At 69.6% G+C, this 25,606-nt stretch carries 20 protein-coding genes; 3 read left to right on the top strand and 17 right to left on the bottom strand.

Translation table 11 applies throughout. From position 1 onward, the window contains the following. From ACSSVZ_RS08780 to rpiA, 13 genes are all read right to left on the bottom strand, one after another. Positions 1-1,071, bottom strand: a complete 1,071-nt coding sequence (locus ACSSVZ_RS08780) for an LLM class flavin-dependent oxidoreductase (protein WP_453969432.1) — start codon at positions 1,069-1,071, stop codon at positions 1-3. A gap of 47 nt (positions 1,072-1,118) precedes the next feature. Next, complete coding sequence (locus tag ACSSVZ_RS08775; protein WP_453969431.1) at positions 1,119-2,513, bottom strand: aminotransferase; 1,395 nt, start codon at positions 2,511-2,513, stop codon at positions 1,119-1,121. Positions 2,514-2,713: 200 nt separating this feature from the next. Continuing rightward, on the bottom strand, positions 2,714-4,300 hold the full coding sequence (gene nikE, locus ACSSVZ_RS08770; protein ID WP_453969430.1) for a nickel ABC transporter ATP-binding protein NikE: 1,587 nt from the start codon (positions 4,298-4,300) through the stop codon (positions 2,714-2,716). Beyond that, positions 4,293-5,177: an ABC transporter permease gene (locus tag ACSSVZ_RS08765; RefSeq protein ID WP_453969429.1), complete on the bottom strand. Its 885-nt coding sequence runs from the start codon at positions 5,175-5,177 to the stop codon at positions 4,293-4,295. The genes nikE and ACSSVZ_RS08765 overlap by 8 nt, the downstream gene beginning before the upstream one ends. Continuing rightward, positions 5,174-6,205, bottom strand: a complete 1,032-nt coding sequence (locus tag ACSSVZ_RS08760; RefSeq protein ID WP_453969428.1) for an ABC transporter permease — start codon at positions 6,203-6,205, stop codon at positions 5,174-5,176. Before ACSSVZ_RS08760 ends, ACSSVZ_RS08765 begins: the two co-directional genes overlap by 4 nt. A 103-nt stretch (positions 6,206-6,308) precedes the next feature. Further along, positions 6,309-7,874, bottom strand: a complete 1,566-nt coding sequence (locus ACSSVZ_RS08755; protein ID WP_453969427.1) for an ABC transporter substrate-binding protein — start codon at positions 7,872-7,874, stop codon at positions 6,309-6,311. 111 nt (positions 7,875-7,985) lie between these two features. Next, positions 7,986-9,734, bottom strand: coding sequence for a hydantoinase B/oxoprolinase family protein (locus tag ACSSVZ_RS08750; RefSeq protein WP_453969426.1), 1,749 nt, complete (start codon positions 9,732-9,734; stop codon positions 7,986-7,988). Further along, positions 9,727-11,814: a hydantoinase/oxoprolinase family protein gene (locus ACSSVZ_RS08745; RefSeq protein WP_453969425.1), complete on the bottom strand. Its 2,088-nt coding sequence runs from the start codon at positions 11,812-11,814 to the stop codon at positions 9,727-9,729. The genes ACSSVZ_RS08750 and ACSSVZ_RS08745 overlap by 8 nt, the downstream gene beginning before the upstream one ends. 73 nt (positions 11,815-11,887) lie before the next feature. Beyond that, positions 11,888-12,991, bottom strand: a complete 1,104-nt coding sequence (locus ACSSVZ_RS08740) for an LLM class flavin-dependent oxidoreductase (RefSeq protein ID WP_453969424.1) — start codon at positions 12,989-12,991, stop codon at positions 11,888-11,890. 335 nt (positions 12,992-13,326) lie between these two features. Further along, positions 13,327-13,947 (bottom strand): gamma-glutamylcyclotransferase family protein, encoded by a 621-nt coding sequence (locus tag ACSSVZ_RS08735; protein ID WP_453969423.1) that lies wholly within the window; start codon positions 13,945-13,947, stop codon positions 13,327-13,329. A gap of 2 nt (positions 13,948-13,949) precedes the next feature. Next, on the bottom strand, positions 13,950-15,338 hold the full coding sequence (gor, locus tag ACSSVZ_RS08730; protein WP_453969422.1) for a glutathione-disulfide reductase: 1,389 nt from the start codon (positions 15,336-15,338) through the stop codon (positions 13,950-13,952). 230 nt (positions 15,339-15,568) lie between these two features. Continuing rightward, entirely contained in the window at positions 15,569-16,114 is a 546-nt protein-coding gene (locus ACSSVZ_RS08725) for a DUF2059 domain-containing protein (protein WP_453969421.1), read from the bottom strand. 46 nt (positions 16,115-16,160) lie between these two features. Next, a complete protein-coding gene (gene rpiA / locus ACSSVZ_RS08720; RefSeq protein WP_453969420.1) occupies positions 16,161-16,871 on the bottom strand; it encodes a ribose-5-phosphate isomerase RpiA in 711 nt (236 codons plus the stop codon). 253 nt (positions 16,872-17,124) lie between these two features. Between rpiA and ACSSVZ_RS08715 the strand changes: the two genes are divergently transcribed. Continuing rightward, positions 17,125-17,805, top strand: coding sequence for an HAD-IA family hydrolase (locus tag ACSSVZ_RS08715; RefSeq protein WP_453969419.1), 681 nt, complete (start codon positions 17,125-17,127; stop codon positions 17,803-17,805). A gap of 30 nt (positions 17,806-17,835) precedes the next feature. On the opposite strand, the gene ACSSVZ_RS08710 is transcribed toward ACSSVZ_RS08715, so the two are convergent. The 4 genes from ACSSVZ_RS08710 to ACSSVZ_RS08695 are packed head-to-tail and all read right to left on the bottom strand — an operon-like array spanning position 17,836 to position 22,881. Then, positions 17,836-20,592, bottom strand: coding sequence for a sodium:solute symporter family transporter (locus ACSSVZ_RS08710; RefSeq protein ID WP_453969418.1), 2,757 nt, complete (start codon positions 20,590-20,592; stop codon positions 17,836-17,838). A 3-nt stretch (positions 20,593-20,595) separates the two neighbouring features. After that, on the bottom strand, positions 20,596-20,847 hold the full coding sequence (locus ACSSVZ_RS08705) for a hypothetical protein (RefSeq protein ID WP_453969417.1): 252 nt from the start codon (positions 20,845-20,847) through the stop codon (positions 20,596-20,598). After that, positions 20,844-21,263 carry a response regulator transcription factor gene (locus ACSSVZ_RS08700; RefSeq protein ID WP_453969416.1) on the bottom strand — a complete coding sequence of 140 codons (420 nt, stop codon included), beginning with the start codon at positions 21,261-21,263 and terminating at the stop codon, positions 20,844-20,846. Before ACSSVZ_RS08700 ends, ACSSVZ_RS08705 begins: the two co-directional genes overlap by 4 nt. After that, complete coding sequence (locus ACSSVZ_RS08695; RefSeq protein WP_453969415.1) at positions 21,253-22,881, bottom strand: helix-turn-helix domain-containing protein; 1,629 nt, start codon at positions 22,879-22,881, stop codon at positions 21,253-21,255. The genes ACSSVZ_RS08700 and ACSSVZ_RS08695 overlap by 11 nt, the downstream gene beginning before the upstream one ends. 208 nt (positions 22,882-23,089) lie before the next feature. Here ACSSVZ_RS08695 and ACSSVZ_RS08690 point away from each other — a divergent pair, with 208 nt between their 5' ends. Together ACSSVZ_RS08690 and ACSSVZ_RS08685 are read left to right on the top strand one after the other, a co-directional pair. Next, the gene (locus ACSSVZ_RS08690) at positions 23,090-24,490 is read left to right on the top strand and encodes a substrate-binding protein (RefSeq protein ID WP_453969414.1); all 1,401 of its coding nucleotides are present in this window, start codon (positions 23,090-23,092) and stop codon (positions 24,488-24,490) included. Positions 24,491-24,576: 86 nt separating this feature from the next. Beyond that, the gene (locus ACSSVZ_RS08685) at positions 24,577-25,605 is read left to right on the top strand and encodes a branched-chain amino acid ABC transporter permease (RefSeq protein ID WP_453969413.1); all 1,029 of its coding nucleotides are present in this window, start codon (positions 24,577-24,579) and stop codon (positions 25,603-25,605) included. Position 25,606: the final 1 nt, after the last annotated feature.

Below are 25,606 nucleotides of genomic sequence, written 5' to 3'. Positions count from 1 at the left end.
CTATGCCGCCATTTCGTCGACCGGGCTGACGTCGAGATACTCGCCGAGCTTCGGCAGCACCTCGCATCCGAAGCGCTCGAGCGAGGCAAGCGTCTCGCTCCGGCCGATCCCGGTCGGCCCCATCATGCAGCACAGATGGCTGGGCGCGAGGGCGACAAGCTCCTCCCGCAGCTTCTCCACGCAGTAGTCCGGCGGGCCGATCACCGCCGTCTCCAGGAAATCGTCGAGGGGCGGTTCGTCGTTGAGCGGCATGAGGCGGACGAACGGTCCCTCCTTGTCGAGAACCCGCTCGTTGAGGGTGACCCAGGCGCGGGCGAAATCGCGCACGCAGCGGGCGGCATGCAGGGCGTCCTCCTTGTCGTCGGTGACGTAGACGAAGCGCTGAACCGCCAGCGGCATGGTGTTCGGATTGCCGCCGGCCGCGGCCCAGTGGCCGGCGATGGTGCGCTTGGCGGCGAGCGCCGGCCCGATGCCGCGGTGGCCGAAGCCGATGAACGGCGTGTGGCCGCCCTGGGCGCACCTGGCGACCACCTCGGCGCGGCGGCTGGCGACGAAGGTCTGCGGCATCGCCATGCCGAACGGCCGCATGGGAAGTTCGCTGGCCGGGATGTCGTAGAACCTGCCGTGATGCTCGATCCGGCCGGTGGTCAGCCCCTGTTCCAGGATGTCCCAGACCTCGAGCATCCGGTCGACCCGGGTGGCCATGTCGATGCCGAAGCGCTCGAACTCGTAGGGCTGGTAGCCGGTGCCGAGCCCGAGGACGAGGCGGCCGCCGGTCAGAAGGTCGGCGAAGGCCGCCTCCTGGACCAGCCGCAGCGGGTTGTGGAACGGCAGCGCCAGCACCGCCGTGCCGAGCCGGATGCGCTGGGTGGCGGCGGCGCAGTGGGAGACCATCAGCAGCGACGACGGGCAGATCGAGTGGTTGGTGAAGTGGTGCTCCGCGAACCAGACGGTGTCGAAGCCGAAATCCTCCGCCATCGCCACCATGTCGACGGTCATCCTGAGGACCGACATCGGCGAGGTGTTGTGGTCGTAGAGACCCATCAGGTTGAACAGTCCGAGCCTGGTCATCGCGTGATTTCCTCCACCCCGTGCCTGTTGCGGCGGGACGCGCGCGGTCACTCCGCCGCGCGCGCGCCGATTTCGTCGAACACCGCGTCGACGGACCTCCGGAAAAGGTCGGTCATCTCGCCGATCCCGTCCTCGTCGATGATCAGCGGCGGCGTGAAGGCGATGCGGTCGCCGATCGAGCGCACGATGAGGCCGTTGCGGAAGCATTCGGCCTGCACGCGCTCGCCGACCTTCAGCTCCGGCGCAAACGCGGTGCGGCCCGGCCCGGCGACGAATTCCACGCCGGCGAACAGGCCGACGCCGCGCACGTCGCCGACCATCGGATGGTCGCGCAGCCCGCCCAGGGCATCGAGGAAGACCGGAGAGACCGCCCGCACGTGGTCGAGGATCGCGTCCTCCTCGTAGATCCCGAGCGTCGCCAGCGCGACGGCGCAGGCGACCGGATGGGCGGCGAAGGTGAAACCGTGGGCGAAGTTGCCGAGCTTGGCGCTCTCCGCCACCATCGCGTCGTAGATCTTCTGGGTGAGCATCAGGGCGGAGATCGGCTGGTAGGAGGCCGACAGCGCCTTGCCGCAGGAGATCATGTCGGGCTGCAGGCCATAGGTCTCCGAGCCCCACATGTTCCCGGTGCGGCCGAAGCCGCAGATCACCTCGTCGGCGACGAACAGGATGTCGTACTTCTTCAGGATCGGCTGGATCAGCTCGAAATAGCCGGCCGGCGGGGTGATGGCGCCGCCGCCGCCCTGCACCGGCTCGGCGAAGAAGGCGGCGACCGTGTCGGGATCCTCGTCGAGGATGAGCTGCTCCAGGTTGCGGGCCATGCGCTCGGAGAACTGCTCCTCGCTCTCGCCGTCCTCGTGCAGGCGGTAGAAGTGCGGGTTGTCGGCGTGGCGGAAGATCGGCAGCGGCAGGTCGTAGTCGGCGTGCATCAGCGGCAGGCCGGAGAGGCTGGCGGTGGCGATCGTCGAGCCGTGATAGCCGCGCGTGCGGCCGATGATCTTCTTCTTGCGCGGCTTGCCGATGGCGTTGTGGTAGTACCAGGCGAGCTTGATGGCGGTGTCGTTCGCCTCCGAGCCGGAGCACTGGAACATCACCTTGGTGAGCGGCTCGGCGCCCGGCGCGCGCGGCGCGATGGCGAGCAGCCGGTCGGCGAGATCGACGCTCGGCACGTGGCCGCGCGCGTGGAACACGTGGTAGAACGGCAGCTCCTGCATCTGCCGGTAGGCGACCTCGGCGAGGCGCTTCTCGCTGAAGCCGAGCGAGGCCGACCACATGCCCGCCATCGCCTCCAGGTAGCGCTTGCCGTCCTCGTCGAAGACGTAGATGCCGTCGCCGCCGGTGATCAGGGTGCCGCCGTCCCGGTCGAAGGTCGCGAGGTTGGTCTGCTGGTGGACCACGTAGGCCCGGTCGCGGGCGCGGTCGGAATTCGGCTGCATCGTCATCTCCTGAAAATCCCAACGCGCTGGATCACGGGCGCGGGTCGCACCGACGCCGCGTCATCGATCGTGATCGTCCTCTTCCCTCACGGCCGGATCCCGGCGGACAGCCGGGCCGACGTCTCCTCGTCTTGCGCGCCGGCGTCCGCCGGAGCCTCGCCGGCCGGGTCGTCCTCGAAGCGCAGATGCGGGATCGCCGCCAGCAGCTAGCGGGTGTAGGGGTCGGCCGGCGCGGCGAAGATCTGGCGGCTGTCGGCCGCCTCGACCACCCTGCCGGCCCGCAGCACCACCGTGCGGTCGCACATCATCTTCACGACGTTGAGGTCGTGGCTGATGAACAGGTAGCTGAGCCCGATCTCACGCTTCAGGCGCTCCAGCAGCACCAGGATCACCGCCTGGACCGAGACGTCGAGCGCGGTGGTGGGTTCGTCGAGGACCAGCAGGTCCGGCTCCACCGAGATCGCCCGGGCGATGCCGACGCGGGCCTTCTGGCCGCCGGAGAGCTGGTGCGGCCGGCGGCGCAGCAGCGCGTGCGGGAAGCGCACCTGGTCGCAGAGCGCGTGGACGCGCTCGGCGAGCGCCCGGCCGCCGAGGCCGTTCAGGCGCCTGAGCGGATCGGCGATGGCGTCGAAGGCGGTGAGGCGCGGGTTGAGGCTGTCGGTCGGGTCCTGGAACACCAGCTGGATGCGCCGGCGCTGGGGGGCGTTGTGGAAATTGCGCTCGGCGATGCCGCCGATGTCCTCGCCGTTGAACAGGATGGTGCCCGCCGACGGATCGAGGAGCCGGCAGACGAGCCGCGCCACGGTGCTCTTGCCGGAGCCGCTCTCGCCGACGAGGCCGAGGCTTTCGCCCGGCGCCAGCGTGAACGACACGTCGTCGACGGCGGCCACCCCGTCGAAGCGCCGGGTGAGGTTGCGCACGTCGAGCACCAGCCCCCGGCCGGGCTGCCGCGACGGCGGCCGGACCGGCGGCAGCGGCTCGGCCGCCAGATCCTCGATGCGGGTCTCCTTGAGCGGCGTCGCGGCGACCAGGCGCTGCGTGTACGGGTGCTGCGGCTGGAGGAACAGCCTGCGCGGCGGCGCCGTCTCCACCAGCAGCCCCTTCTCCATCACCGCGACGCGGTCGGAGTGCTGGGCGGCGAGGCCGAGATCGTGGGTGATCAGCAGCATCGCCATGCCGCGCTCGCGGATGAGCGTCTCCAGCACCGACATCACGGCGCTCTGGGTGGTGGCGTCGAGGGCGGTGGTCGGCTCGTCGGCGATCAGCAGCGCCGGTTCGCAGGCGATCGCCATGGCGATCATCGCGCGCTGGCACATGCCGCCGGAGAGCTGGTGCGGATAGGCGTCGACCAGCCGTTCCGGATCGCGGAAGCGGACCGAGTCCAGCAGCTCGACCGCCCGCGCCCGGGCGGCCTTGGCGCTCATCCGGCGATGGGCGCGGATGGCGTCGCCGATCTGCAGGCCGATGCGGCGGACGGGGTTGAGGGCGGCGCGCGGGTTCTGGAAGATCATCGAGATCGACGAGCCGCGCAGCGCCCGCAGGCGCCGCGGGCTGGCGGCCGCCAGGTCCTCGCCGAGGAAGCCGATGGTGCCGCCGGCGATGCGGGCGTTCGGCGCCATCAGCCGGATCGCCGCGGCGGCGAGCGTCGTCTTGCCGGAGCCGCTCTCGCCGACGATCGCCAGGATCTCGCCACGGTCGACGCCGAGCGACACGTCGCGGACGGCCCGCACGTCGCCGGCGAGGGTCGAGAAGGTGACGCTGAGGCCGCGGATGTCGAGGAGGCGCTCAGTCATCGCGGCCCCGCGGGTCGAGCACGTCGCGCAGGCCGTCGCCGAGCAGGTTGAAGCACAGCACGGCGATCATCAGGGCGAGGCCTGGAAAGGCCACCAACCACCACTTGCCGGAGGAGATGTAGCGGGCGCCTTCGGCGACCATCACCCCCCATTCCGGCGTCGGCGGCTGGACGCCGAGACCGAGAAAGGACAGGCCGGCGGCGTTAAGGATCGCCCAGCCGAGATTGAGGGAGATCTGCACCATCATCACCGGCAGGACGTTGGGCAGCAGCACCAGCAGCACGACGCGCTGATGGCTGTTGCCGGCCAGCCGGGCCGCCTCGACCCAGCCCGCCCCGCGCCGCGCGTTCACCTCGGCGCGCGCGAAGCGGACGTAGAACGGCAGATTGATGATGGCGGTGGCGTAGATGATGTTGGACACGCCGCTGCCCAGCGCCGCGACCAGCGCCATCGCCAGGATGAACAGCGGGAACGCCATCAGCACGTCGACGCAGCGCCCGACGATCTTGTCGAAGAGCCCGCCGACATAGCCGCAGAAGGCGCCGAGCACCGCGCCGATCGCAAACGAGATCAGCACCGCGGAGGCGGCGATGGCGAGGTCGAGGCGGGTCGCCGCGATCAGCCGGGACAGCACGTCGCGGCCGATCTGATCGGTGCCGGCCCAATGGGCCGCACTCGGCGGCGACAGCGCCGCGGCGGCGTTCGAGGCGAGCGGGTCGTACGGCGCGATCCACGGCGAGAACAGCGCGACCAGCACCAGGATGGCGGTGCCCACTCCGGCCGCGGCCGTGACCGGGTTGAGCCGGCGCAGGCGCGCCCCGAGGCGGACGGGGGCAAGGGCCGCGCCCTCGCCGTCGATGTCGCCGCGCGCGCTCATGCCAGCGACACCCGCGGATCGACGACGCGGTAGAGCACGTCGATGGTCAGGTTCACCAGCACGTAGATCAGCGCCATCAGCAGCACGAAGCCCTGCACCGGCGCGAAGTCGCCGGCCATCAGCGCGTCGACCGAATAGGAGGCGATGCCGGGCCAGGCGAACACCTTTTCCACCAGCACGCTGGAGCCGAGCATCGTCGAGATCACCGTGCCGGAAATGGTCAGCACCGGGATCAGCGCGTTGCGCAGGCCGTAGACGACGATGATGCGGGCCGGGCTCAACCCGACCGATTCCGCGGCGCGGACGAAATCGCTCTTCATGACGGCCAGCATCGAGGCCCGGGTGATGCGCGACAGCGGCGCGATGACGAACAGGGCGAGCGTCAGCGCCGGCAGCACGAGCTGCCCCAGCGCCGAGCGGAATGCCTCGACGTCGCCGGCGAGCAGGGTGTCGACCAGCAGGAAGCCCGTCACCCGCGGCGGCGGGATCATGAAGATGTCCATCCGGCCGGTCGGGTCGGGCGCCCAGCCGAGCAGGTAGTAGAAGACGTAGATGAACAGCAGCCCCGACACGAAGGTCGGCACCGCCACCCCGAACGTCCCGATCAGCCGGACCGCGTGGTCGAACAGCGAGCCGGGACGCAGCGCGGCGGCCACGCCGAGCGGCAGCGAGACGGCGAAGGCGACGATGAGGGCGGTCAGGAACAGCTCCAGGGAGGCCGGCAGCCGCTGCCAGAGGTCGGTGGCGACGGGCTGGCCGGTGGTCATCGAGTGGCCGAGGTCTCCCTGGGCGAGATCGCCGAGATAGAGGACGAACTGCTCGGGAATCGGACGGTCGAGGCCGAGCCGCGCCCGGATCAGGGCGATCTCCTCCTCCCCCGCCGACGGCGAGGAGGCGAACAGGCTCGCCGGATCGCCGGGCAGCACGCGCATCAGGACGAACGTCAGGGCGAGCACCCCGAACAGGGCCGGAAGCGCCGAGGCGAGCCGCCTCGGGACGGCCAGGAGCAGGAATCGAACGAATGCCATCACGCCACCCTACCTGCCGGAGACGCGCACGGAAGCGCGGGACGATGCAAATCCGGTCGGGACCGACGCATCCTCCCGCGCCCCGCGCGGTCCTGCGATCGTGCTACTTCCGCTCCAGATCGCGGACATCGACATAGTAGTGGTACCAGGTCGTGAAACCGTCGATGTCCTTGCCCATCACCACGTCCTGGGTGGGCTGCCACAGGAGCGCCATCGGCACCTGGTCGGCGGCCATGCCGATGAGCTTTTCGGCGATGGCATCGTACTTGGCCTGATCGGCCTCGTAACGCGCCTGCGGCAGCAGCGCGTTGACCTCCTCGTTGTTCCAGCTCGAGAAGTTCCAGCGCGACTCGCCGCTCATGAAGATGCGGAAGAAGTATTCCGCCGAGGGGAACATCGCGTAGGAGCGCTCCAGCAGCATCGGCAGGGTCTTGTTGGTTTCGGCCTCGGCCATCTGCGGATCGGGCAGCTTGTCGATGTTGACCGTGATGCCGATCTTGCCGAGCGCCTCCTGAACCAGCGAGGCGGCCGGATCGGCCCACGTGGCGCGGTTGACGCCGAACGACAGCGTCGTCTCGAAGCCGTCCGGATAGCCCGCCTCGGCGAGCTTCGTCCTGGCCAGCTCGATGTCGGTGTGCAGCGGCAGGGCCTGGGGAAAGACCGACGTGTCCGGCTCGCCGGTCCACGACGCCCCGTACAGCTTGCCGCCGAGGCCGGAGACGGCGGTCGCCAGCATGTCGTCGTAGGGCAGCGCCAGGGCGATCGCCTGGCGGACTTCCGGCTTGTCGAACGGCTCCATCCGCGTGTTGAAGATCAGCGCGGCGAAGGCCGTCGGCATCGGCGCGGAAACGACCTTCACGTCGCCCTTCTCGCGGAGCGAGATCAGGTCCTCGGCCTGGAGATCGATGGTGATGTCGGCGTCGCCCCGCTCGACGAGGTTGGCGCGGGTCGAGGCGTCGGGAACGGTCTGCATGATGACGCGGGAAAAGGCCGGGGCATCACCGCCGGTCCAGGCGTCGTTGCGGGCGAGCGCCACCTGCTGGCCGGGCGTGTAGGTCTCCACCGTGTAGGCGCCGCTGCCGGCCGTGTTGGACTTCAGCCATTCGACGCCCCACGGATCGTCCGGGCCGGCGTTCGCCTTGACGAGCTTGCTGTTGTACATCGGCGCATAGAGCGAGGCGAGGTTCGGCAGGGTCAGCCGGTCGACCTTCGGCAGCGTGATCTGCACGGTCTTGTCGTCGATCACGGTGAACTGGTCGGGGCTGGTCAGCGAGCCGGTCTTGAGCTGGGCCTTCGACATGGTCTCGGCCGTCACGCCGCGGTCGAGCGACCACTTCACGTCCTCCGCCGTGACCGGCGACCCGTCCTGCCAGGTGGCGTCGGGCCGGAGGTGGAAGGTGATGGTGAGGCCGTCTTCGCTCACCTCGTAGCTCTCGGCAAGTTCGCCGCGCATGGCGCCGAAATCGAACACGTAGGTGCCGGCCGCCGGATCGGCCGGCTTGCGCTCGAAGGCGACCAGCCGGTCGTAGGTGGCCGCGCTCAGCGAGACCGCGGCCGGCGTGGCGCCGAGCATCATCGGGTCGAGGGTGTTGACGACCCCGCCGGTGACGTAGCGGAGCGTCTCCGCCCGGGACTGGGCCTGGGCTGGAGCGTCCAGGAGAAGGGCCATCGAAACGGCCCCGGCGAGTGCAAACAGACTGCGTCGGTTGAAGCGAAACATGGTCGTGGACCTTCCCCTGCGTGTCGGGCGAACCCCGAAGGCTCCTCGCCTCCGGCGTCCCTATTCGGCAGCCTCCGGCTGCTCGTCGGCGCTCTTCCCGGCCGCTTCCCCCCAGTTCTCACCATAGTCGCGTCGTGCGGCCTCCTCGCTGACGTAGCCGTAGGCGACGTCGCGCCGGATCAGCTCCGGATCGCGCTCGGACGGCAGACCGAACCCGCCCGCGCCGGCCACGTGGAAGACCAGCCGCGATTCCGCCGGGGCGATGAACGCCCCCTTCCCCCGGATCGGACGGGTCGTGCCGTCCGGCAGTTCCAGGTCGATCCTCGACGTCGCCCCCTCCTTGCCGCCGGCCTGCCCGAACGGCGGCGTCAGCACGCGCTCGCAGCAGGTCGCGCAGTGGACGTCGCGCTTCAGGATCCGCCAGGTGCGCCGCACGCCGAGGCCGCCGCGCCACTTGCCGGCGCCGCCGGAGTCCGGAACCAGCGCGTATTCCTCGACGCGCAGCGGGAAGCTCATCTCCAGGATCTCGACCGGCGTGTTCATCATGTTGCCGATCGGCGTGGAGACGGCGTTCATGCCGTCCTTCACCGGGCGGGCGCCGAAGCCCCCCTTGGTCACCTCGTAGCTGATGAAGGTCTCGTCGGTCCGGTAGTCGGTGCCGCCGAAGATGACGACGCCGCCGGTGCCGTGGGAGCCGGCGGGCACGTTGCCCGGCGTCAGCGCGTACATGGCCGCGAACACCATGTCGCCGATGCGCACCGACATCTCGTGGTTGGCGTAGGTGACGGCGGCCGGCTCCTGGGCGTTGACGACGCAGCCCTTCGGCGCGCGCACGTCGACCGGCCGCCAGGCGCCGGAGTTCGGCGGGATGAGATTGCCGGGATCGAGGATCATCTTCAGCGCCGCGTAGACGCCCGAGCGGGTGACCGTCAGCGGCGAGTTCATCGGCCCGGGCACGCGGGGATCGGAGCCGTCGAAATCGAGGACGATGGACTCGCCGGTCTTGGTGATCTTCAGCTTCACCCGGAACTGGGCGTCCTCGGTCTCGCCCGGCTCCAGGATGCCGTCGCCGTCGATGGTGTCCTCGAACGACGAGGTGCCGTCGGGAACGCGCGCGAGGGCGGCCCGCATCATCGTCTCCGAATAGTCGAGGATGCGGCTCATGATCTTCAGGAGCTCGTCGACGCCGTATTTCTCGGCAAGCCCCTGCAGGCGGGCGACGGCGCGGCGGTTGGCGGCGACCTGGGCCCTCAGATCGCCGACCCGTTCGCCGGGCGCGCGGACGTTGGCGAAGATCAGCGCCTCGACGTTGGGATCCGGCTTGCCGTCCACGTAGATGCGGACGGGCGGCATCCTCAGCCCCTCGCCGTAGATCTCGGTGACCGCGCCGTAGCTGCCGGGCGTCGCCGATCCGATGTCCGGCCAGTGGGCGCGCACGCAGCCGTAGCCGATCAGCGTGTCGCCGGAATAGGCCGGCATCACCACGTTGACGTCCGGCAGGTGCGAGCCGCCGTGATAGGGATCGTTGTGGATGAAGACGTCGCCCGGATCCGGGTTCGGGAAGGCGGCGACGACGCTGCGCACCGCATCGGGCATGGATCCGAGGTGCACCGGCAGGTCCGGCCCCTGGGCGACCATGTTGCCGTCCGCATCGAAGATGCCGCACGAATAGTCGCCGGCCATCTTCAGGAGCGGCGAATAGGCGGTCTTGGCGAGGACGATCTTCATCTCCTCCGCCGCCGACAAAAGCGCGTTCTTGACGATCTCGAAGCGCGCGGCGTCGACGCCCAGATCGGCCCGATCAAGCATGGGTGTGGCTCCGCTTTCCGGCGATCAGAAACCCGCTGGCATCCACCCGGGCCGACCAGCCCGGCGGCACCACCACGGTCGATTCCAGCGATTCGATGATGGCCGGCCCGTCGATGGCGGCCCCCTCGGCGAGGCCCTCGCGCCACAGCACCTTGGTCGCGACGAAGCCGATCGACGGGAACCAGACCTCGCGGGTGGCGGCGCGGGCCGCCTCCGCCCGGCCGGGCTGGGCGAGCGTCAGCGCCGGCCGCTTGCCGAGCGCGGTGACGCGGATGTTGACGATCTGGACCGGCTCGCTGGCGTTCGAATGGCCGTAGGTCTGCTCGTGCCTGCGATGGAACGCCTCGGCGAGGAGCGCCACCGTGTCCGCCGTGATCGGCCCGTCGGCCATGGGCACGGTCAGCTCGTAGGCCTGGCGGCGGTAGCGCACGTCGGCGAAGCGCTGCAGCTGACGCTGGCCGGCCGGCATCTTCGCCGCCTCGAGCATGGCGGTGCCCTCCGCCTCCATCGCCGCCACGCCTTCGGCGAGGCGCGCCAGCTCGACGGTGGCGAGATCGGCGTAGAGCGTGCGGGAATAATCGCGCTTGAGGTCGGTGGCGACCAGGCCGAGGGCGGAGAAGGCGCCCGGCGCCGGCGGGATGATCACCCGGGGAATGCCGAGTTCGGAGGCGAGCGCCATGGCATGGATCGGCCCGGCGCCGCCGAAGGCGATCATGACGAATTCCTGGGGGTCGTGGCCGCGCTCGACGGAGACGATGTTGAGGGCCTCCACCATGTTGGCGTTGACGACCTCCACCACCCGCGCCGCCGCCTCGGCCGCGGAGAGGCCGAGCGGATCGCCGACGTGGCGGGCGACGGCGGCGACGGCGCCGGCGTGGTCGATCGGCAGCTCGCCGTCGAGCAGCGCCACCGGATTGAGGTAGCCGAGCACGACGTTGGCGTCGGTGACCGTCGGCAGGGTGCCGCCCTTGCCGTAGGCGACCGGGCCGGGCAATGCGCCGGCGCTGTGCGGGCCGACTTTCAGCGATCCGCCGGGGTCGATCCAGGCGATCGAGCCGCCGCCGGAGCTGACCTCGGCGAGATCGACGACCGGCACCCGGATCGGGTGACCGGTGCCGTTGATCCAGCGCTTGGCGTGGCTGGCGCCGCCCACCTCGTAGTCGGCGGTCACCGCGATCTCGCCGCCGACGATGACGCTCGCCTTGGCGGTGGTGCCGCCCATGTCGAACGATATGATGCGGTCCTCGCCGAGCTGATTGCCGACGAGCGCGGCGGCGATCACGCCGGCCGCAGGCCCCGATTCCACCGCCTGGGCCGGCATCCGCAGGCATTCGGCGATGTCGACGACGCCGCCGCTCGATCCCATCACGTGGAGGTCCGGCATCCCCTCGCCCCGGACCGCCTCGCTGAGCCGCTCCAGGTAGCTCTTCAGGAGCGGGCCGACATAGGCGCAGACGGCGGTGGTGCTGGCGCGCTCGAACTCGCGGATCTCCGGCAGCACGTCGCAGGAGAGGAACACCTCGACGCCCGGCAGCCCGGCCCGCAGCAGCTCGCCGAGCCGCCGCTCGTGGGCGTCGTTGAGGAAGGAGAACAGCAGCGAGACGGCGACCGTCTCCACGCCGCTCGCGCGCAGCGCCTCGATCAGCGGTCCCGCCTCGGCCTCGGCAAGCGGCGTCACCACCTCGCCCTGGGCGTCGACGCGCTCGGTGATCTCGTAGCGGTGGAGCCGCGGCACCAGCACCGGCGGCGGATCCTGGAACAGGTCGTAGAGGTCGACGCGGGTCGAGCGGCGGAGCTCCAGCAGGTCGCGGAAGCCGCGGGTGCCGACGAAGGCGGTCCTGGCGCCCTTGCCCTCCAGGAGGGCGTTGGTGACGATCGTCGTGGCGTGGGAGAGCAGCGCCACGTCCGCGGCCGCGATGCCCGCCCCCGCGAGGCCGCCGGCGAGGCCGGCCAGCACGCCCTCGGCGAAGTCGAGCGGCGTCGTCGGCACCTTGGCGACGCCGATGCGGCCGGTCGCCTCCTCCACCATCGCGACATCGGTGAAGGTGCCGCCGATATCCACTCCCACTCTCCAGCTCATCTGCACTCCATCCCCGCTGTCCAAGGCAATTGGCATGCCATCCGGGGCGTCGGCCCCGTCCGGAGGCGCGCGCTCACGCGTAGGCCCGGGCCGGCGCGCGCGCCGCCGGCGGCCGCCGGCCGATCGCCTCCAGCGGCCCGACCTCCTTCTCGATCAGCGGGATCACCTCGGTGACGAAGCGCTCCAGCGAGCGCCGGGCGCGGGCGATCGGCATGTCGCCGAACTGGAAGAAGCAGTTGTAGTGGATGGGATCGAGGGTCCGGATGTCCTCGACGATGCGCTCGGCGCAGCGGTGCGGATCGCCGATGACGAAGTTGTCGCGGAAGCCCTCCAGGCTCGCCTCGTCAGGCAGCGGCACCGGGGCGAGCCGGGCGCCGTCGAGCTCGAGGATCGAGGCACGCAGGGCGTATACCATGCGCGCATAGGAGCGGCCGCGCTCGGCCGCCTCCAGCGCCTCGGCCTTGTCGTCGGTGATGGCGATGTACTGCTGGGCGGCGAGCGGCATCGTCGCGGGGTCGAGGCCGGCCGCCGCCCACGACTTCAGCGCATGCTCGCGCGAGGCGGCGAAGGCGCCGGGCTTGCCGGCCCAGGCGCCGGAGACGAACGGCACGGCGCCCAGCGGCCCGAGCCGGGCGAGGATCGTCGGATGCAGCGAGGTCATGAACAGCGGCGGCATCGGGCGCTGCACGGGGCGCATGGCGAACACCGTCTCGGGCGCCGAGAAGTGTTTGCCGGAGAACGCCACGCGGCCGGTGGAAAGCGCCTGCTCCACCACCTCCCAGTATTCCAGGAAGACCTCGTTCTTCTGCTCGATGTCGATGCCGAAGCGGTCGAACTCGTAGCGCTGGTAGCCGCTGCCGAGGCCGAGCGCGGCGCGGCCGCCGCTCTGCTGGTCGAGCAGCGCGATCTCCTGGGCGACGCGCAGCGGATTGTGCAGCGGCAGCACCACCACCGCGGGGCCGAGCTTGATGCGCGACGTCGTGCCGGCGAGATGCGCCGCCATCATCAGGGGGGAGACGGACAGGGAGTAGTTGGTGAAATGGTGCTCGGCGAACCAGGCGGTGTCGAAGCCGCCCTGGTCGGCGAGCTCCACCATCGTCCGCGTATCGTCGACGACGCCGGCAATCCCGCCGGGATTGTCCTGGTGCGTCATCAGGTTGAAGAGACCGAACTTCATGAACCACTCCGAGGCGCAGGCGAAACCGGACGGGTCCGGTGGTGCGTCGATGCCCGAAGTGTCGGGGCCCAACCCGGAGCCGACAACGGATTATTCGTTGCAGACAGGACACCGGCGCTAACCACGGCGTGCACACGTAAGCGCCACTTAAGTCGGACGCCTGCATTTTATGCATCCAAGGTGCGAGGGCGGCAGCGGTGCGCGGGATCCCGGCACCTCCGGACCGGAAACGCACGCCGAGAGAGGCGGCTTCCCACGCAAGGAAGTCGCTCCAAACCTCTGCGATAGCGAAGTTTTTGGAAATCGCGCCCGGGTGCCGCGGCGGTCCGCCGCCGTCAGCGGCGTTTGAAGCGGGTCGCGCCGGCGGTGGCGAGCGCATCGTCGACGAGGACCTGCTCGGCCGGCGACAGGGTCTGGGCGCGCGGATAGAGCGGCGCGGCGCGGTCGTCGAGGACCGGCACGTGCCAGCCGTCGGTGGTCGCCATGAAGTCGGCGACGCCCGCCTCGCCGAACACCTTCAGGTAGCCCTGGAGGACGCAGTCGACGTAGCTCAGGAGGACGGGGAAGCGGCGGCTGCCGAAGCGGTCGTGGGCGCGCTTGACCCGGTAGACGTAGACCGCGCCGGGGTGATCGTGGGGCGCGTCCGGCGCGACGCCGTCCGCCGCCACCGTCAGCCGGTCGTAGTGGCGCTCGCGCCGGTCCAGCGTCGGCAGGCTGACCCGGTTCTCCGAGGCGAGCACGCCGTGCACGACGCTGTCGGGCCCGGCGGGGCGGATGGTGAGCGAACAGGCGCCGGCGAGCAGCGAGCGACGGGTCGAGACCCGCCAGGCCCGGCGGTAGCCGAACAGCCGCGCCGGGATCACCACGTGGCTCTGGGGCCGGGTTGCCGCGTTCACCAGCGAACCGTAGCCGAAATAGTGGAAGACGCCGTCCTCGGCATCCGCCTCAGTCCGCATGTTCACTCCGCCGCTTCGCGAACGTGCCGTTCCGGCTTCATGCGCATGGTGACGAGCTCTTCGGCGGCCGACGGATGGACGGCGATCGTCGCGTCGAAATCCGCCTTGGTCGCGCCCATCTTCAGAAGGATCCCGACGAACTGGATCATCTCGGCGGCGGCCGGGCCCATGATGTGGACGCCGAGGACGATGTCGGTCTCGCCGTCGACGACGAGCTTCATGAGCATCTTCTCGCTGCGCCCGGACAGCGTGTGGAACATCGGCCGGAAGGCGGTCTTGTAGATGTCCACCACCCGCACCGACAGCCGGGCCTCCGCTTCGGTCAGCCCGGCGGTGCCGATCTCCGGGTGCGAGAACACCGCACTGGCGACGGCCCGGTGATCGACCTTCACCTCGCGCCCGCCGAAGACGGTGTCGGCGAACGCATGCCCCTCGCGGATCGCCACCGGCGTCAGGTTGATGCGGTTGGTGACGTCGCCGACCGCGTAGATCGACGGGACGCTGGTGCGCGACCATTCGTCGACCACGACGGAGCCGTCCTGGGCGAGCGTCACGCCGACCTCGTCGAGGCCGAGGCCGCCGGTGTTCGGGCTGCGGCCGATGGCGAACATGATCTCGTCGGCGGCCAGGATGTGGCCGGCCCGGGTGCGGCCGATCAGGCCCGCATCGGTCTTCTCGATGTCGCTGAACACGTCGCCGAGAATGATCCGGATGCCCTTCTGCTCCATCTCCTCGTGAAGGGCCTTGCGCAGATCGTCGTCGAAGCCGCGCAGGATCTCCTCGCCGCGATAGATCAGCGTCGTCTCGGCCCCGAGGCCGTTGAAGATGCCGGCGAACTCGACCGCGATGTAGCCGCCGCCGGCGATCACGATCCGCTCGGGAAACCGCTCCAGGTGGAAGGCCTCGTTGGAGGTGATGACGTGCTCGACGCCCGGCAGCTTCGGATCGACGTTCGCCCGCCCGCCGGTGGCGATGAGGATGGTGCCGGCGGTAACCGAGCGATCCTCCGCCTCCAGATAGACGCGGTGCTCGCTCTGCAGCGTGGCGCGGCTGCGGATCGCGGTGACGCCGGCGCCTTCCAGATTGCGCAGATAGGCGGCTTCGAGCCGGTCGATCTCGCGGTCCTTGTTGGCGATCAGGGTCGGCCAGTCGAAGGACGCGCCGTCCAGCCCGCTCCAGCCGTAGCCGGCGGCATCCTCGAAGGCTTCGGAGAAGTGCGAGGCGTAGACCAGCAGCTTCTTCGGCACGCAGCCGCGAATGACGCAGGTGCCGCCGTAGCGGTACTCTTCGGCAAGCGCCACGCGGGCGCCGTGCTGGGCCGCGATGCGCGCCGCGCGCACGCCGCCCGAACCGCCGCCGATGACGAACAGGTCATAGTCGAATTCGGCCATTGTCCCCCTCATCGCCTCGCCGGCACCGGGGCATCGCCCGGGCGCCCTCTCCCGTCACGTGATCCGGCGGGCGGCCAGCCATCCGGTCCGGCTGCCACCGGTCCCGGCGACGGCCTTTGGAGCGTTTCCCGATCAGATCGAACCGGCCCGAACGAAAAGGACTTGCTCAAGGTCTTGATGCCGCAGCCGTTTCCTCTCGATCAGGCGTGACCACCCGAGCGGAAAGGCTCCTAGAGCGGCGCGCCCTGCGCCTGCATGCGGCGGCGCACTTCCTCGACCATCTCGGTCGACAGCGCATCGGCCCACTGCTTGGACGCCCCCACCGAGAGGGCGGAGATGCTGGGGCTGAGGTCGGCGACCTTCTCGCCGATCGGCGAGGTGTAGAACGCCGTGATCTCGTCCAGCTCCTCGATGGTGAAGCGACGGGCCCAGATCTCCTGGATGGTGCGGTCGAGCTGCGGGCGCCGCTGCGCCATCTCGATCGCGACCTGGGTGGTCACTTCCTCGATCTGGCCGGCGAGTGCCGGATAGCTGCGGGTAAACAGCCCCGTGGTCTGTTCGGCGATCGTCGGCAGGATCTGGTCGAACCCTTCCGTGGCCTTCGACGCATCGATGGCCCGCTGGGCGGCATGCAGGTGCTCGCGAGTGAACGTCTGCTGTTCGCCGGACTGATTGGCGTTGGTCGACGTCTGGGCCGAAAGGCCCGAAGAGCCGGCCACGACGAGTGCCGCGGCCATCGCCACGCCCGCCGTACGGCTCAAGGAGATAAAGCGCATCAACGATCTCCGCATGTTGGTCCGTTGCTGCACCGGCCGAATGGGTTCAGGCCGGCACAAGGTGAATGACTGCATCGGTGTCGGCTATCAGCGCGGCACTCGCAAGTCCTATGAACAATCCGTGCTCGACGACGCCGGGCACCGAATTGAGGGTTTCGGCAAGCGCTTCGGGCTCCGGCAGCCGTCCGAATGCCGCATCCACGATCAGATGACCGCCATCCGTCACATAGGATCCACCGCCCGCCGCTTGCCTGACGGCAAGCGTGCCGTCAAGCCCGAGGGCCCGGCTGCGCGACCCGATCGCCCGGAGCGTCGCCTGCAGTCCGAACGGCACCACCTCGATGGGAAGCGGGAACCGGCCGAGGGTCTCGACCCGCTTGGAGGCGTCGGCGATGACGATCATGTCCTTCGAGGCGGCCGCGACGATCTTTTCGCGCAGCAGCGCGCCTCCGCCGCCCTTGACCAGACGCAGCCGGTCGTCGAGTTCGTCGGCGCCATCGACCGTCAGGTCGAGTTCCGGCAACTCGTCGAGGGTGGACAGCGGGATCCGGAGTTCCCGGGCCAGATTGGCGGTGCGCTCGGAGGTGGCGACGCAATCGACGGTCAGCCCCTCGGCGACGCGCACGCCTAGCAGCCGCACGAACGCCTCCGCCGTCGAGCCGGTGCCGAGGCCGAGCCGCATGCCGCGCTCGACGTGGCCAAGGGCAGCCGCGGCCGCCTTCTCCTTCATCGAAGATGCGCCAGCCTGATCGTTCATCCGTCCAACGTTCCCGTCACATCGTTTTCAGCGCAACGGCGCATGGTCTGGTCGCCGGGCGCACGCCGCCGATCGCGGCGCGCCCACACCTGACCGGTGCACTTAGAGCATTTTCAGGCGCAGGGGAATCGGGGATCCACGCGCCGCCCCCCGGGACGGACGCCCCGGCGCATCCGCGCCGCGCCGTGGCGGTGTCCCGGCCCGACGCTTCCTGCTATGCGAAGCGGCAAACGCCACACGCGGAGTTTTCCCCATGACGCGCCCACACACGCTCGTGTTCGACCTGGACGGCACGCTGGTCGAGACCGCGCCGGACCTGACGGCGGCCCTCAACACCGTGCTCGCCATCGAAGGCCTGCCGCGCGCCGACCCGATTCGGGCCCGCAACGCCATCGGACACGGGGCGCGGGCGATGATCCGTCGGGCGCTCACCGACATCTCCGAACCGACCGACGACGCCCGGCTGGACCGGCTGCTGGCGGAGTTCCTCGACTATTACGTCGACCACATCGCCGACGAGAGCCATCCGTTCCCGGGCGTCGCCGACGCGCTCGACCGGCTTGAGGCCGACGGCTGGCAGTTCGCCGTGTGCACCAACAAGCGCGCGCCGCTGGCCAACAAGCTGCTCGACGCGCTGGACATGAGCGGCCGCTTCCGGGTCATCGCCGGCCCCGACACCTACGGCATGGCCAAGCCCGATCCCGCCCACCTGCTGCGCACCATCGACGCCGCCGGCGGCGACGCCGCCCGCGCCATCATGGTCGGCGATTCCCGCACCGACGTGGACACCGCGCGGGCCGCCTCGGTGCCGGTGATCGGCGTCGATTTCGGCTACACCGACACGCCGATGGCCGAGATCGCGCCCGACCTGGTGATCAGCCACTACGACGCACTGGTGGACGGGGTGGACCGGCTCGTCGCCGGCTGGAGATAGCCGGCCCGGGCCGGCCGTTCCGGCAGCCTCCTACTTCGCCGCCTCGCCGAACGGCGGCGTCGCCTGCCTGCGGCGCGACAGCGGCAGGGTGACGGAGAACTCCGACCCCTCCGGACCGGTGGCGACCAGCCTTATGTCGCCGCCCAGCACGCGGGCGATCTGCATGGAGATGGCCAGGCCGAGCCCGCTGCCCTTGGCGTCGCCGGCCCGGTCGTTCCAGGCGCGCGCGAACTTGGTGAACAGGTGGCCGCGCTCGTCGGCCGGGATGCCCGGCCCGTTGTCGGAAATGCGCACGTCGACCAGGTCGTCGAGGACCGAGAACGACAGCCGCACCTCGGGGTCCGGCGACGTGTTGAACTTGATGGCGTTGGACAGCAGGTTGACGAACACCTGCTTCAGGCGGTCCGCGTCGACGTCGACCATTGCCGGCCAGGTCTGCGGCGCCATCATCAGGCGCACGCCGCGCCGCTCGGCCAGCCCGCTCATGATCGCCATCGCCTGCTGCAGGACGACGGCGGCGTCGATCGTCATCATCGTCCAGTTGACCTGGCCGCTCTCCATGCGGTTGAGGTCGAGGATCTCGTCGAGAAGCCGCGTCAGCCGGCGGCTTTCCTCGTCGATGATCGTGACGAAGCGGCGCGCCCGCTCCTCGTCGAGGCCATCGGCCTGCACCAGCAGTTCGGCGAACGAGCGGATCGACGTCATCGGCGTGCGCAGCTCGTGGCTGACGCGGCTGAGGAAGTCGTCCTTCATGCGGTCGAGCTGGGTGAGCTTCTCGTTGGCGTCGCGCAGCTGCTCGGCGATGCGCTCGAGCTCCACCGATTTGCTCTCCAGCTCGCGCGAGTAGCGGATCGCCTCCCGGGTCTCGTCGAGGAGCGCCATCACGGTGTCGACGGCGATCGGCTCGCCCTTGGCGATGCGCGACACCATCAGCCCGGCGGACGAGGCGCCGATGCCGGAGGCGAGCTGGCGCTCCACCAGGGCGATGAACTGGGGATCCGGCAGCGGCAGCCGTCCCGCCCTGCCCTGGCGCGCCGCCTGGGCCTCGAAGACGGTGCTGGTGCGTTCGGCGCCGAGGATGCGCTCGCTCAGCCGGTAGAGATCCTCCGCCCGCGCCGAGCGCGGCAGAACCGGCTCCTCGGCGGCGGGAGAGCGCGCGAACACGTCGACGAACAAGGCGCTCTGCAGACGCTCCATCGGCGACTGGATCGTGCCGATCGACACGAACACGTAGGCGCCGGCATTGAGCACCAGGCTCCAGAACATCGAGTGGACCAGCGGATCCCAGCCGGAGAGGCCGAGGAGCGCCGTCGGCTGCAGCAGGCTGACGCCGAACAGGCCGGTGTCGACCAGCCAGCCGAGCGACCAGCCGCCGGCCCCGAAGCTCGGGATCAGCAGCGTGTAGGCCCACACCAGGAAGCCGATGACCAGCCCGGAAAGTGCGCCGGCCCGGGTCGCCCGGCGCCAGAACACGCCGCCCACCAGCGCCGGCAGGAACTGCGCCACGCCGACGAACGAGATCAGCCCGATCGAGGCAAGCCCGCTCGGCCCGGCGGTGCTGCGGTAGTAGAGGTAGCCGAGGCCGAGGATCGCCACGATGCTGATCCGCCGGATGAGCAGCACCGTGCGCGACAGGTCGCCTTGGGCGTGGCCTTCGATCAGCCGCGTGCGCAGCAGCAGCGGCGTGATCAGGTGGTTGGAGATCATGATCGACAGGGCGATCGACGACAGGATCACCATCGAGGTGCCGGCCGACAGCCCGCCGATGAAGGCGAGGATGGCGATCCACTCGTAGCCGGCGGCGAGCGGCACCGTCAGCACGAAGAGGTCGGGGTTGGAGCCCTCCGGCAGCAGCGTCATGCCGGCGATGGCGATCGGCACGACGAACAGGCTGATCAGCATCAGGTAGAGCGGGAACAGCCAGGCCGCCGTCTTCAGGTGGCGCTCGTCCTGGTTCTCCACCACCGCGACCTGGAACTGGCGCGGCAGGCAGATGATCGCGGCGGCCGACAGGAAGCTGATCGCCACCCAGCGGCTGCGGTCGGATTCGGCGAGTGTCGCCAGATGCGTGACGCGCGGCGTCCATTCGGCCGACAGCACGCCCGGGATGTCTTCACCGGCAAAGCCGGCCACCACCAGCACCCCCACCGCGATCAGCGCGCACAGCTTGACGATCGATTCGAACGCAATGGCCGCGACGACGCCCGGATGGCTCTCGTCGGCGCCGATCTTGCGGGTGCCGAACAGGATCACGAACACCGCCATGCACGCCGCCACCCAGAAGCCGGTGTCGCTCAGGAAACCCGGTGGCGCGGCGGTGCCGTCGACGAACGGCGACGGCCTGGCGATCGCCTCGAAGCTGGTGGCGACGGCCTTCAGCTGCAGCGCGATGTAGGGCGCGATGGCGACGATCGCGATCAGCGTGACCACGGCGGAAATCGCCGAACTCTTGCCGTAGCGCGCCGAGATGAAGTCAGCGATCGAGGTGATCTGCTGGGCCCGCGAGATGCGCACCAGCTTGCGCAGGAACAGCCACCAGCCGACGAACACGAAGGTCGGGCCGATGTAGATCGTCGCGAACTCGACACCGTTGCGCGCCGCCGAGCCGACGGCGCCGTAGAACGTCCAGGAGGTGCAGTAGACCGCCAGCGACAGGGTGTAGACGACGGGCGAGTTGATGATGCCCTTCACCCCGCGCTCGGCGCGCCGGTCGGAGATGAAGGCGAGCAGGAACAGCCCGCTCAGATAGAGCCCCGCCACCGCGACGATGACGCCCGGCTCGAGCATGGCTCAGCCCCCGTCCCGCGGCGGGCCGGAGCCGCCGTCCGACCGGCCGAGGCGGTGGGACAGGAACGCCGTGGCGAGGATGCCGGCGAACCAGACCGAGAACATGTAGAGGTGGAGCAGCGGGATGCCGAAGATCAGCACGGGATTGTCGAACACCGTCAGCATCGGCGGCATCAGCAGGAGCACCATCGCCACCGGCACCGCCCACCTGAGGTCGGCGATGCCCTCCGGATCGCGGGCCGGACGCCGGCTCATCGGCCCGGGTCCCCGTTCTCCAGCAGGCGCCCGACGCGCGCCAGAAGGTCCTGGTTGGAGAACGGCTTGGTGACGAATTCGTCGGCCCCCAGCGACAGCATCTGACGGCGGTCGCTGTCCTGGCCCTTGGCGGTGAGCACCAGCACCGGAACCGCCCGGCCGTGCGGCATCTGACGGAGCCGGCGCAGCACGTCGAAGCCGTTCTCGCTGGGGATCATGGTGTCGAGGATGAGCAGGTCGGGCGGGTGCGACGACAGCCGCGCCAGCGCCACCGCGCCGTCGCGCACCGCTTCCACCCGGTAGCCCTGGCGCTCGAGCAGGAACGTCAGCGATTCCACGATGAAGGGCTCGTCCTCGGCGATCAGGATCACCGGGCGGACGCCCTCGCCGTCCTGCTGCGACGGGCTAGCGGCCATCGGCAAACGCCTCCTCGCGGTCGCCGCCGACGGGGGTCGGTTCGCGGACCGCCGACGGAAGCGGCGCGTCCCTGCCCTGCGGCGAGCCCTGCCGGAAGATCGGCGGATGGACCCGCTGCTCGCAGTCCTCGCGCCGGCACGAGCGGCACTCGAAGCCGACGCGCGACAGCACGCTGTCGCGGCGGGACGAATAGGCGTCGCCGTAGACGATCCGGTCGGCGTACTGGGCGTCGCAGCCGAGCATGACGCTGAACACCGTCGTCGGCCGTCCGTGCACGGTGGACGGCTTGGTCACCCGCCGGGCGATGAACAGATAGCGCGCGCCGCCGGGAATGGCGGCGAGCTGGCTGACGATCTGGTCGGGCGACGAGAACGCGGTGTAGATCGGCCAGCGCGGGCAGGCCCCGCCGAATTCCGGCATGCGCAGGCCGGGGATCGAGAAGCGCTTGGAGATGTTGCCGGCCGGATCGGCGCGCAGGAAGGCGAACGGCACGCCCTCGTTGCCCGGCTCGCGCAGGGTGACGAGGCGGTGGGCGGCCTGCTCGAAGCTGACGCCGAAGCGCGCGCCGAGCGCCTCCAGATCGTAGCGCAGCTCCTCGGCGCTCTCGAGGTACGGCGCGTACGGCAGCAGCAGGGCGCCGGCGGCATAGCGGGCGAGCGCGTCCAGCACCCGCGTGCGGGCCTCCTCGCTCGACACGCGGGCCGTCTCGACCACCTCCTCCAGCAGGTCGCCGAACTCGACCCGGCACAGCCGCTGGGCAAGCCGGAAGCGCACCGTCGACGAGGTGGCCCCCTCCGCCAGCACGAGACGATGGCCCGATATCTCGGGGCCATAGGGCTGATGGCCGTGCACCACCTGGATCGCGTGCCGGGTGAGCAGCCGCTCGGTGAGCACCGTCTCCGACAGGATCCGGTCGCCGCCGAGCGCGTCGCGCAGCGCCGCCGCGGCCGCCTCGATGGGGGCGAAATAGTTGCGGTTGTCGATGATGAAGTCGTCGACCTCGCGGGAGGGAGACGTCGGCCGGAACGCGTCGCCCGAGTGTTCGAGGGTGTCGATGACCGCACGGGCGCTGGAGGTCAGCGCATCGCTCTCGCTGGCGATGATGCCGGCGAAGCGCCGGCGCTCCGCGGCGTCGAGATCGTCGTGCTCGGCCAGGATCTCGGAGAACGAGCGCACCGAGGTGATCTGGGTCAGCATCAGGTGGCTGAGCGCCATCAGCTCCGGATCGCGGCTGAGACGCTCCGACAGCGCCAGCGCCGTCTCGGTGGCGTCGCGGAGATTGCGGTTGAGCTTGATGAAGGCGCGCGCCCACTCCGGGTACCGTCCGACGAGGCTGGCTGCGCTTTCCGCATCGAGGCCTTCCAGCCCGCTTGCCGCCGACAGCTCCATCAGCGCCTCGACGAGGCGGGTGTCCTGGTCGGCGGTCAGATAGTCGAGCTCGAGCTCCAGCGCGTCGGCGATGCGCCGCAGCAGCTTGCCGCCGATGTAGCGCTTGTCGTGCTCGATCAGGCTCAGATAGGCGGGCGAGATGTCGACCACCTTGGCGAGCGCCGCCTGGGCCATGCCGGCGCGCCGCCGCCGCTCCCGTATACGTTGTCCGATCGGCACACGAACCATTTGCTGCTCCCCAGGCCGGCTGCCGTGACTCTTGCGAGTTCTGTAAATTTCTTAACAGCCAACGGGGGCCATGCGACCGGAATTTACAGAACTTTGCAAGCCCCCCGCTTCACCATTGCCGGTTGTGGGGGGCTTGCCGTAGCCATCTGTATGGGCGGAAGCAGGGATCGACACCTGCAGCCCGCTCGACAAGCTCCGGGAGGAAATGATGAGCATTCTGAAGACCGGGACGTCTCGCAGGACGATCCTCAAAGGTGGCGCCGTGCTCGGCGGTACCGCGCTGGTTGCCCCTCACCTGTTCATACGGCGCGCCTCTGCCGCGGACTACCTGAACGCACCGAGCGGCTCGACCGTGACGTTCGGCTTCAACGTGCCGCAGACCGGGGCGTACGCCGACGAAGGCGCCGACGAACTGCGCGCCTACCAGCTTGCCGTCGAACACCTGAACGGCGAAGGCGACGGCGGCATGCTGAACACCATGAAGCCGACCGCGCTCAAGGGGAACGGCGTCCTCGGCAAGAAGGTCGCGTTCGTCACCGGCGACACCCAGACCAAGTCCGACGCCGCCCGCGCGTCCGCCAAGCGGATGATCGAGAAGGACGGCGCGGTGATGATCACCGGCGGCTCGTCCTCGGGCGTGGCCGTGGCGGTGCAGTCGCTCTGCCAGGAAATGGGCGTCATCTTCATGGCGGGCCTGACCCACTCCAACGACACCACCGGCAAGGACAAGCGGGCCAACGGCTTCCGCCACTTCTTCGACGCCTACATGTCGGCCGCCGCCCTCGCGCCGGTGCTGAAGAAGGAATACGGCACCGACCGCAAGGCCTACCACCTCACCGCCGACTACACCTGGGGCTGGACCCAGGAAGAGTCGATCAAGGCATCGACCGAGGACCTGGGCTGGGAGACGGTGGCCGCGGTGCGCACCCCGCTCGGCGCCGGCGACTTCTCGCAGTACATCACCCCGGTCCTGAACTCCGGCGCCGACGTCCTGATCCTGAACCACTACGGCAAGGACATGGTGAACTCGCTCACCCAGGCGGTCCAGTTCGGCCTGAAGGACAAGCAGGTGAACGGCAAGCAGTTCGAGATCGTCGTGCCGCTCTACTCCGAGCTGATGGCTCAGGGTGCCGGCGAGGCGGTGAAGGGCATCCTCGGCTCCGCCAACTGGGACTGGAAGCTCACCGATCCGGGCACCCAGGCGTTCGTCAAGTCGTTCGGCCAGAAGTACGGCCAGCCGCCGTCGCAGGCGGCCCAGACCTGCTACGTGCAGGCGCTGCTCTATGCCGATGCGGCCGAGCGGGCGGGCAGCTTCGCTCCCTGCGCGATCGTCGAGGCCTTCGAAGGCAGCGATTCGCTTCCCGGCATCGACTCCGCGTCCAACAAGGGCTTCCTGTTCGACGGCATGGGCAACGGCCAGACCCTCTACCGTGCCGCCGACCACCAGTGCTTCAAGCCGGTGCTCGTCGTGCGCGGCAAGGAAAGCCCGAAGGACAAGTACGACCTTCTCGAAGTGGTCGAAGAAGTGCCGGCCAAGGACGTCTGGTACGAGCCCGACAACCCGATGTTCGCCGGCGGCGACCTGGGCCAGTGCAACAACGGCGTCTGAGCTGACGGTCTGACGACACAAGACGGCCGGCCCGGCGGACCGGCCGTTTCTCGCTATTGTCCGTGGCTTGGGAGAAGACCGTCGCAATGGATCAGATCCTCCTTCAGATCCTCAATGGCCTCGACAAGGGCGGGGCCTATGCCCTGATCGCCCTCGGGCTCACCCTCATCTTCGGTACGCTCGGCGTCGTGAACTTCGCGCACGGCGCCCTGTTCATGCTGGGTGCGTTCTGCGCCGTCGGCTTCTACGAGCTGCTGACGCTCGACATCGTCACGCTCGACCCGGACAACCTGACGCCATGGGGCACGCCTCAGGAGATCCGCGTGCCCTACATCGAGGCCTGGCTCGGCGATGCCGGCCAGGTGATCCTGAACTTCGCCGTGCCCTTGTCGATCCTCGTGGCGATCCCCGTGATGCTGGCGATCGGCATCATCATGGAGCGCGGGCTGATCAAGCATTTCTACCGGCGCCCGCACGCCGAGCAGATCCTCGTGACCTTCGGCCTGGCGATCGTCATCCAGGAGATCATCAAGGTCTGGTTCGGCGCGAACCCGATCCCGATCCCGGCGCCGGACCTCGTTTCCGGCTCCGCCGATATCGGCTCCTGGTTCGGCTTCGCGGAGAACGCGATCTCCTATCCGTGGTGGCGACTGGTCTACCTCGCCTTCTCGCTGGCGGTGATCGGGTCGGTGTTCGCCTTCCTACAGTTCACCACCTTCGGCATGGTCGTGCGCGCAGGCATGGCCGACCGGGAGACCGTCGGCATCCTGGGCATCGACATCGGCAAGCGCTTCACCATCATGTTCGGCCTCGCCGCCGTCGTGGCCGGGCTGGCCGGCGTCATGTACACGCCGATCCTTCCACCCGACTACCACATGGGCATGGACTTCCTGGTCCTGTCCTTCGTCGTCGTGGTCGTCGGCGGCATGGGTTCCCTCAGTGGCGCGGTTCTCGCCGGCTTCCTGCTGGGCATCCTGCAGTCGTTCGCCTCCATGAACGAGATCAAGTCCATTTTCCCGGGCATCGACCAGATCATCATCTATCTCGTGGCCGTCGTGATCCTTCTGGTCCGGCCGCGCGGTCTGATGGGCCGCAAAGGCGTGATGGAGGGCTGAC

This window comes from Amorphus sp. MBR-141, assembly GCF_053628695.1.
Note: the sequence above shows the minus strand (reverse complement) of the source record. Positions and strands in the feature narration are given on the sequence as shown.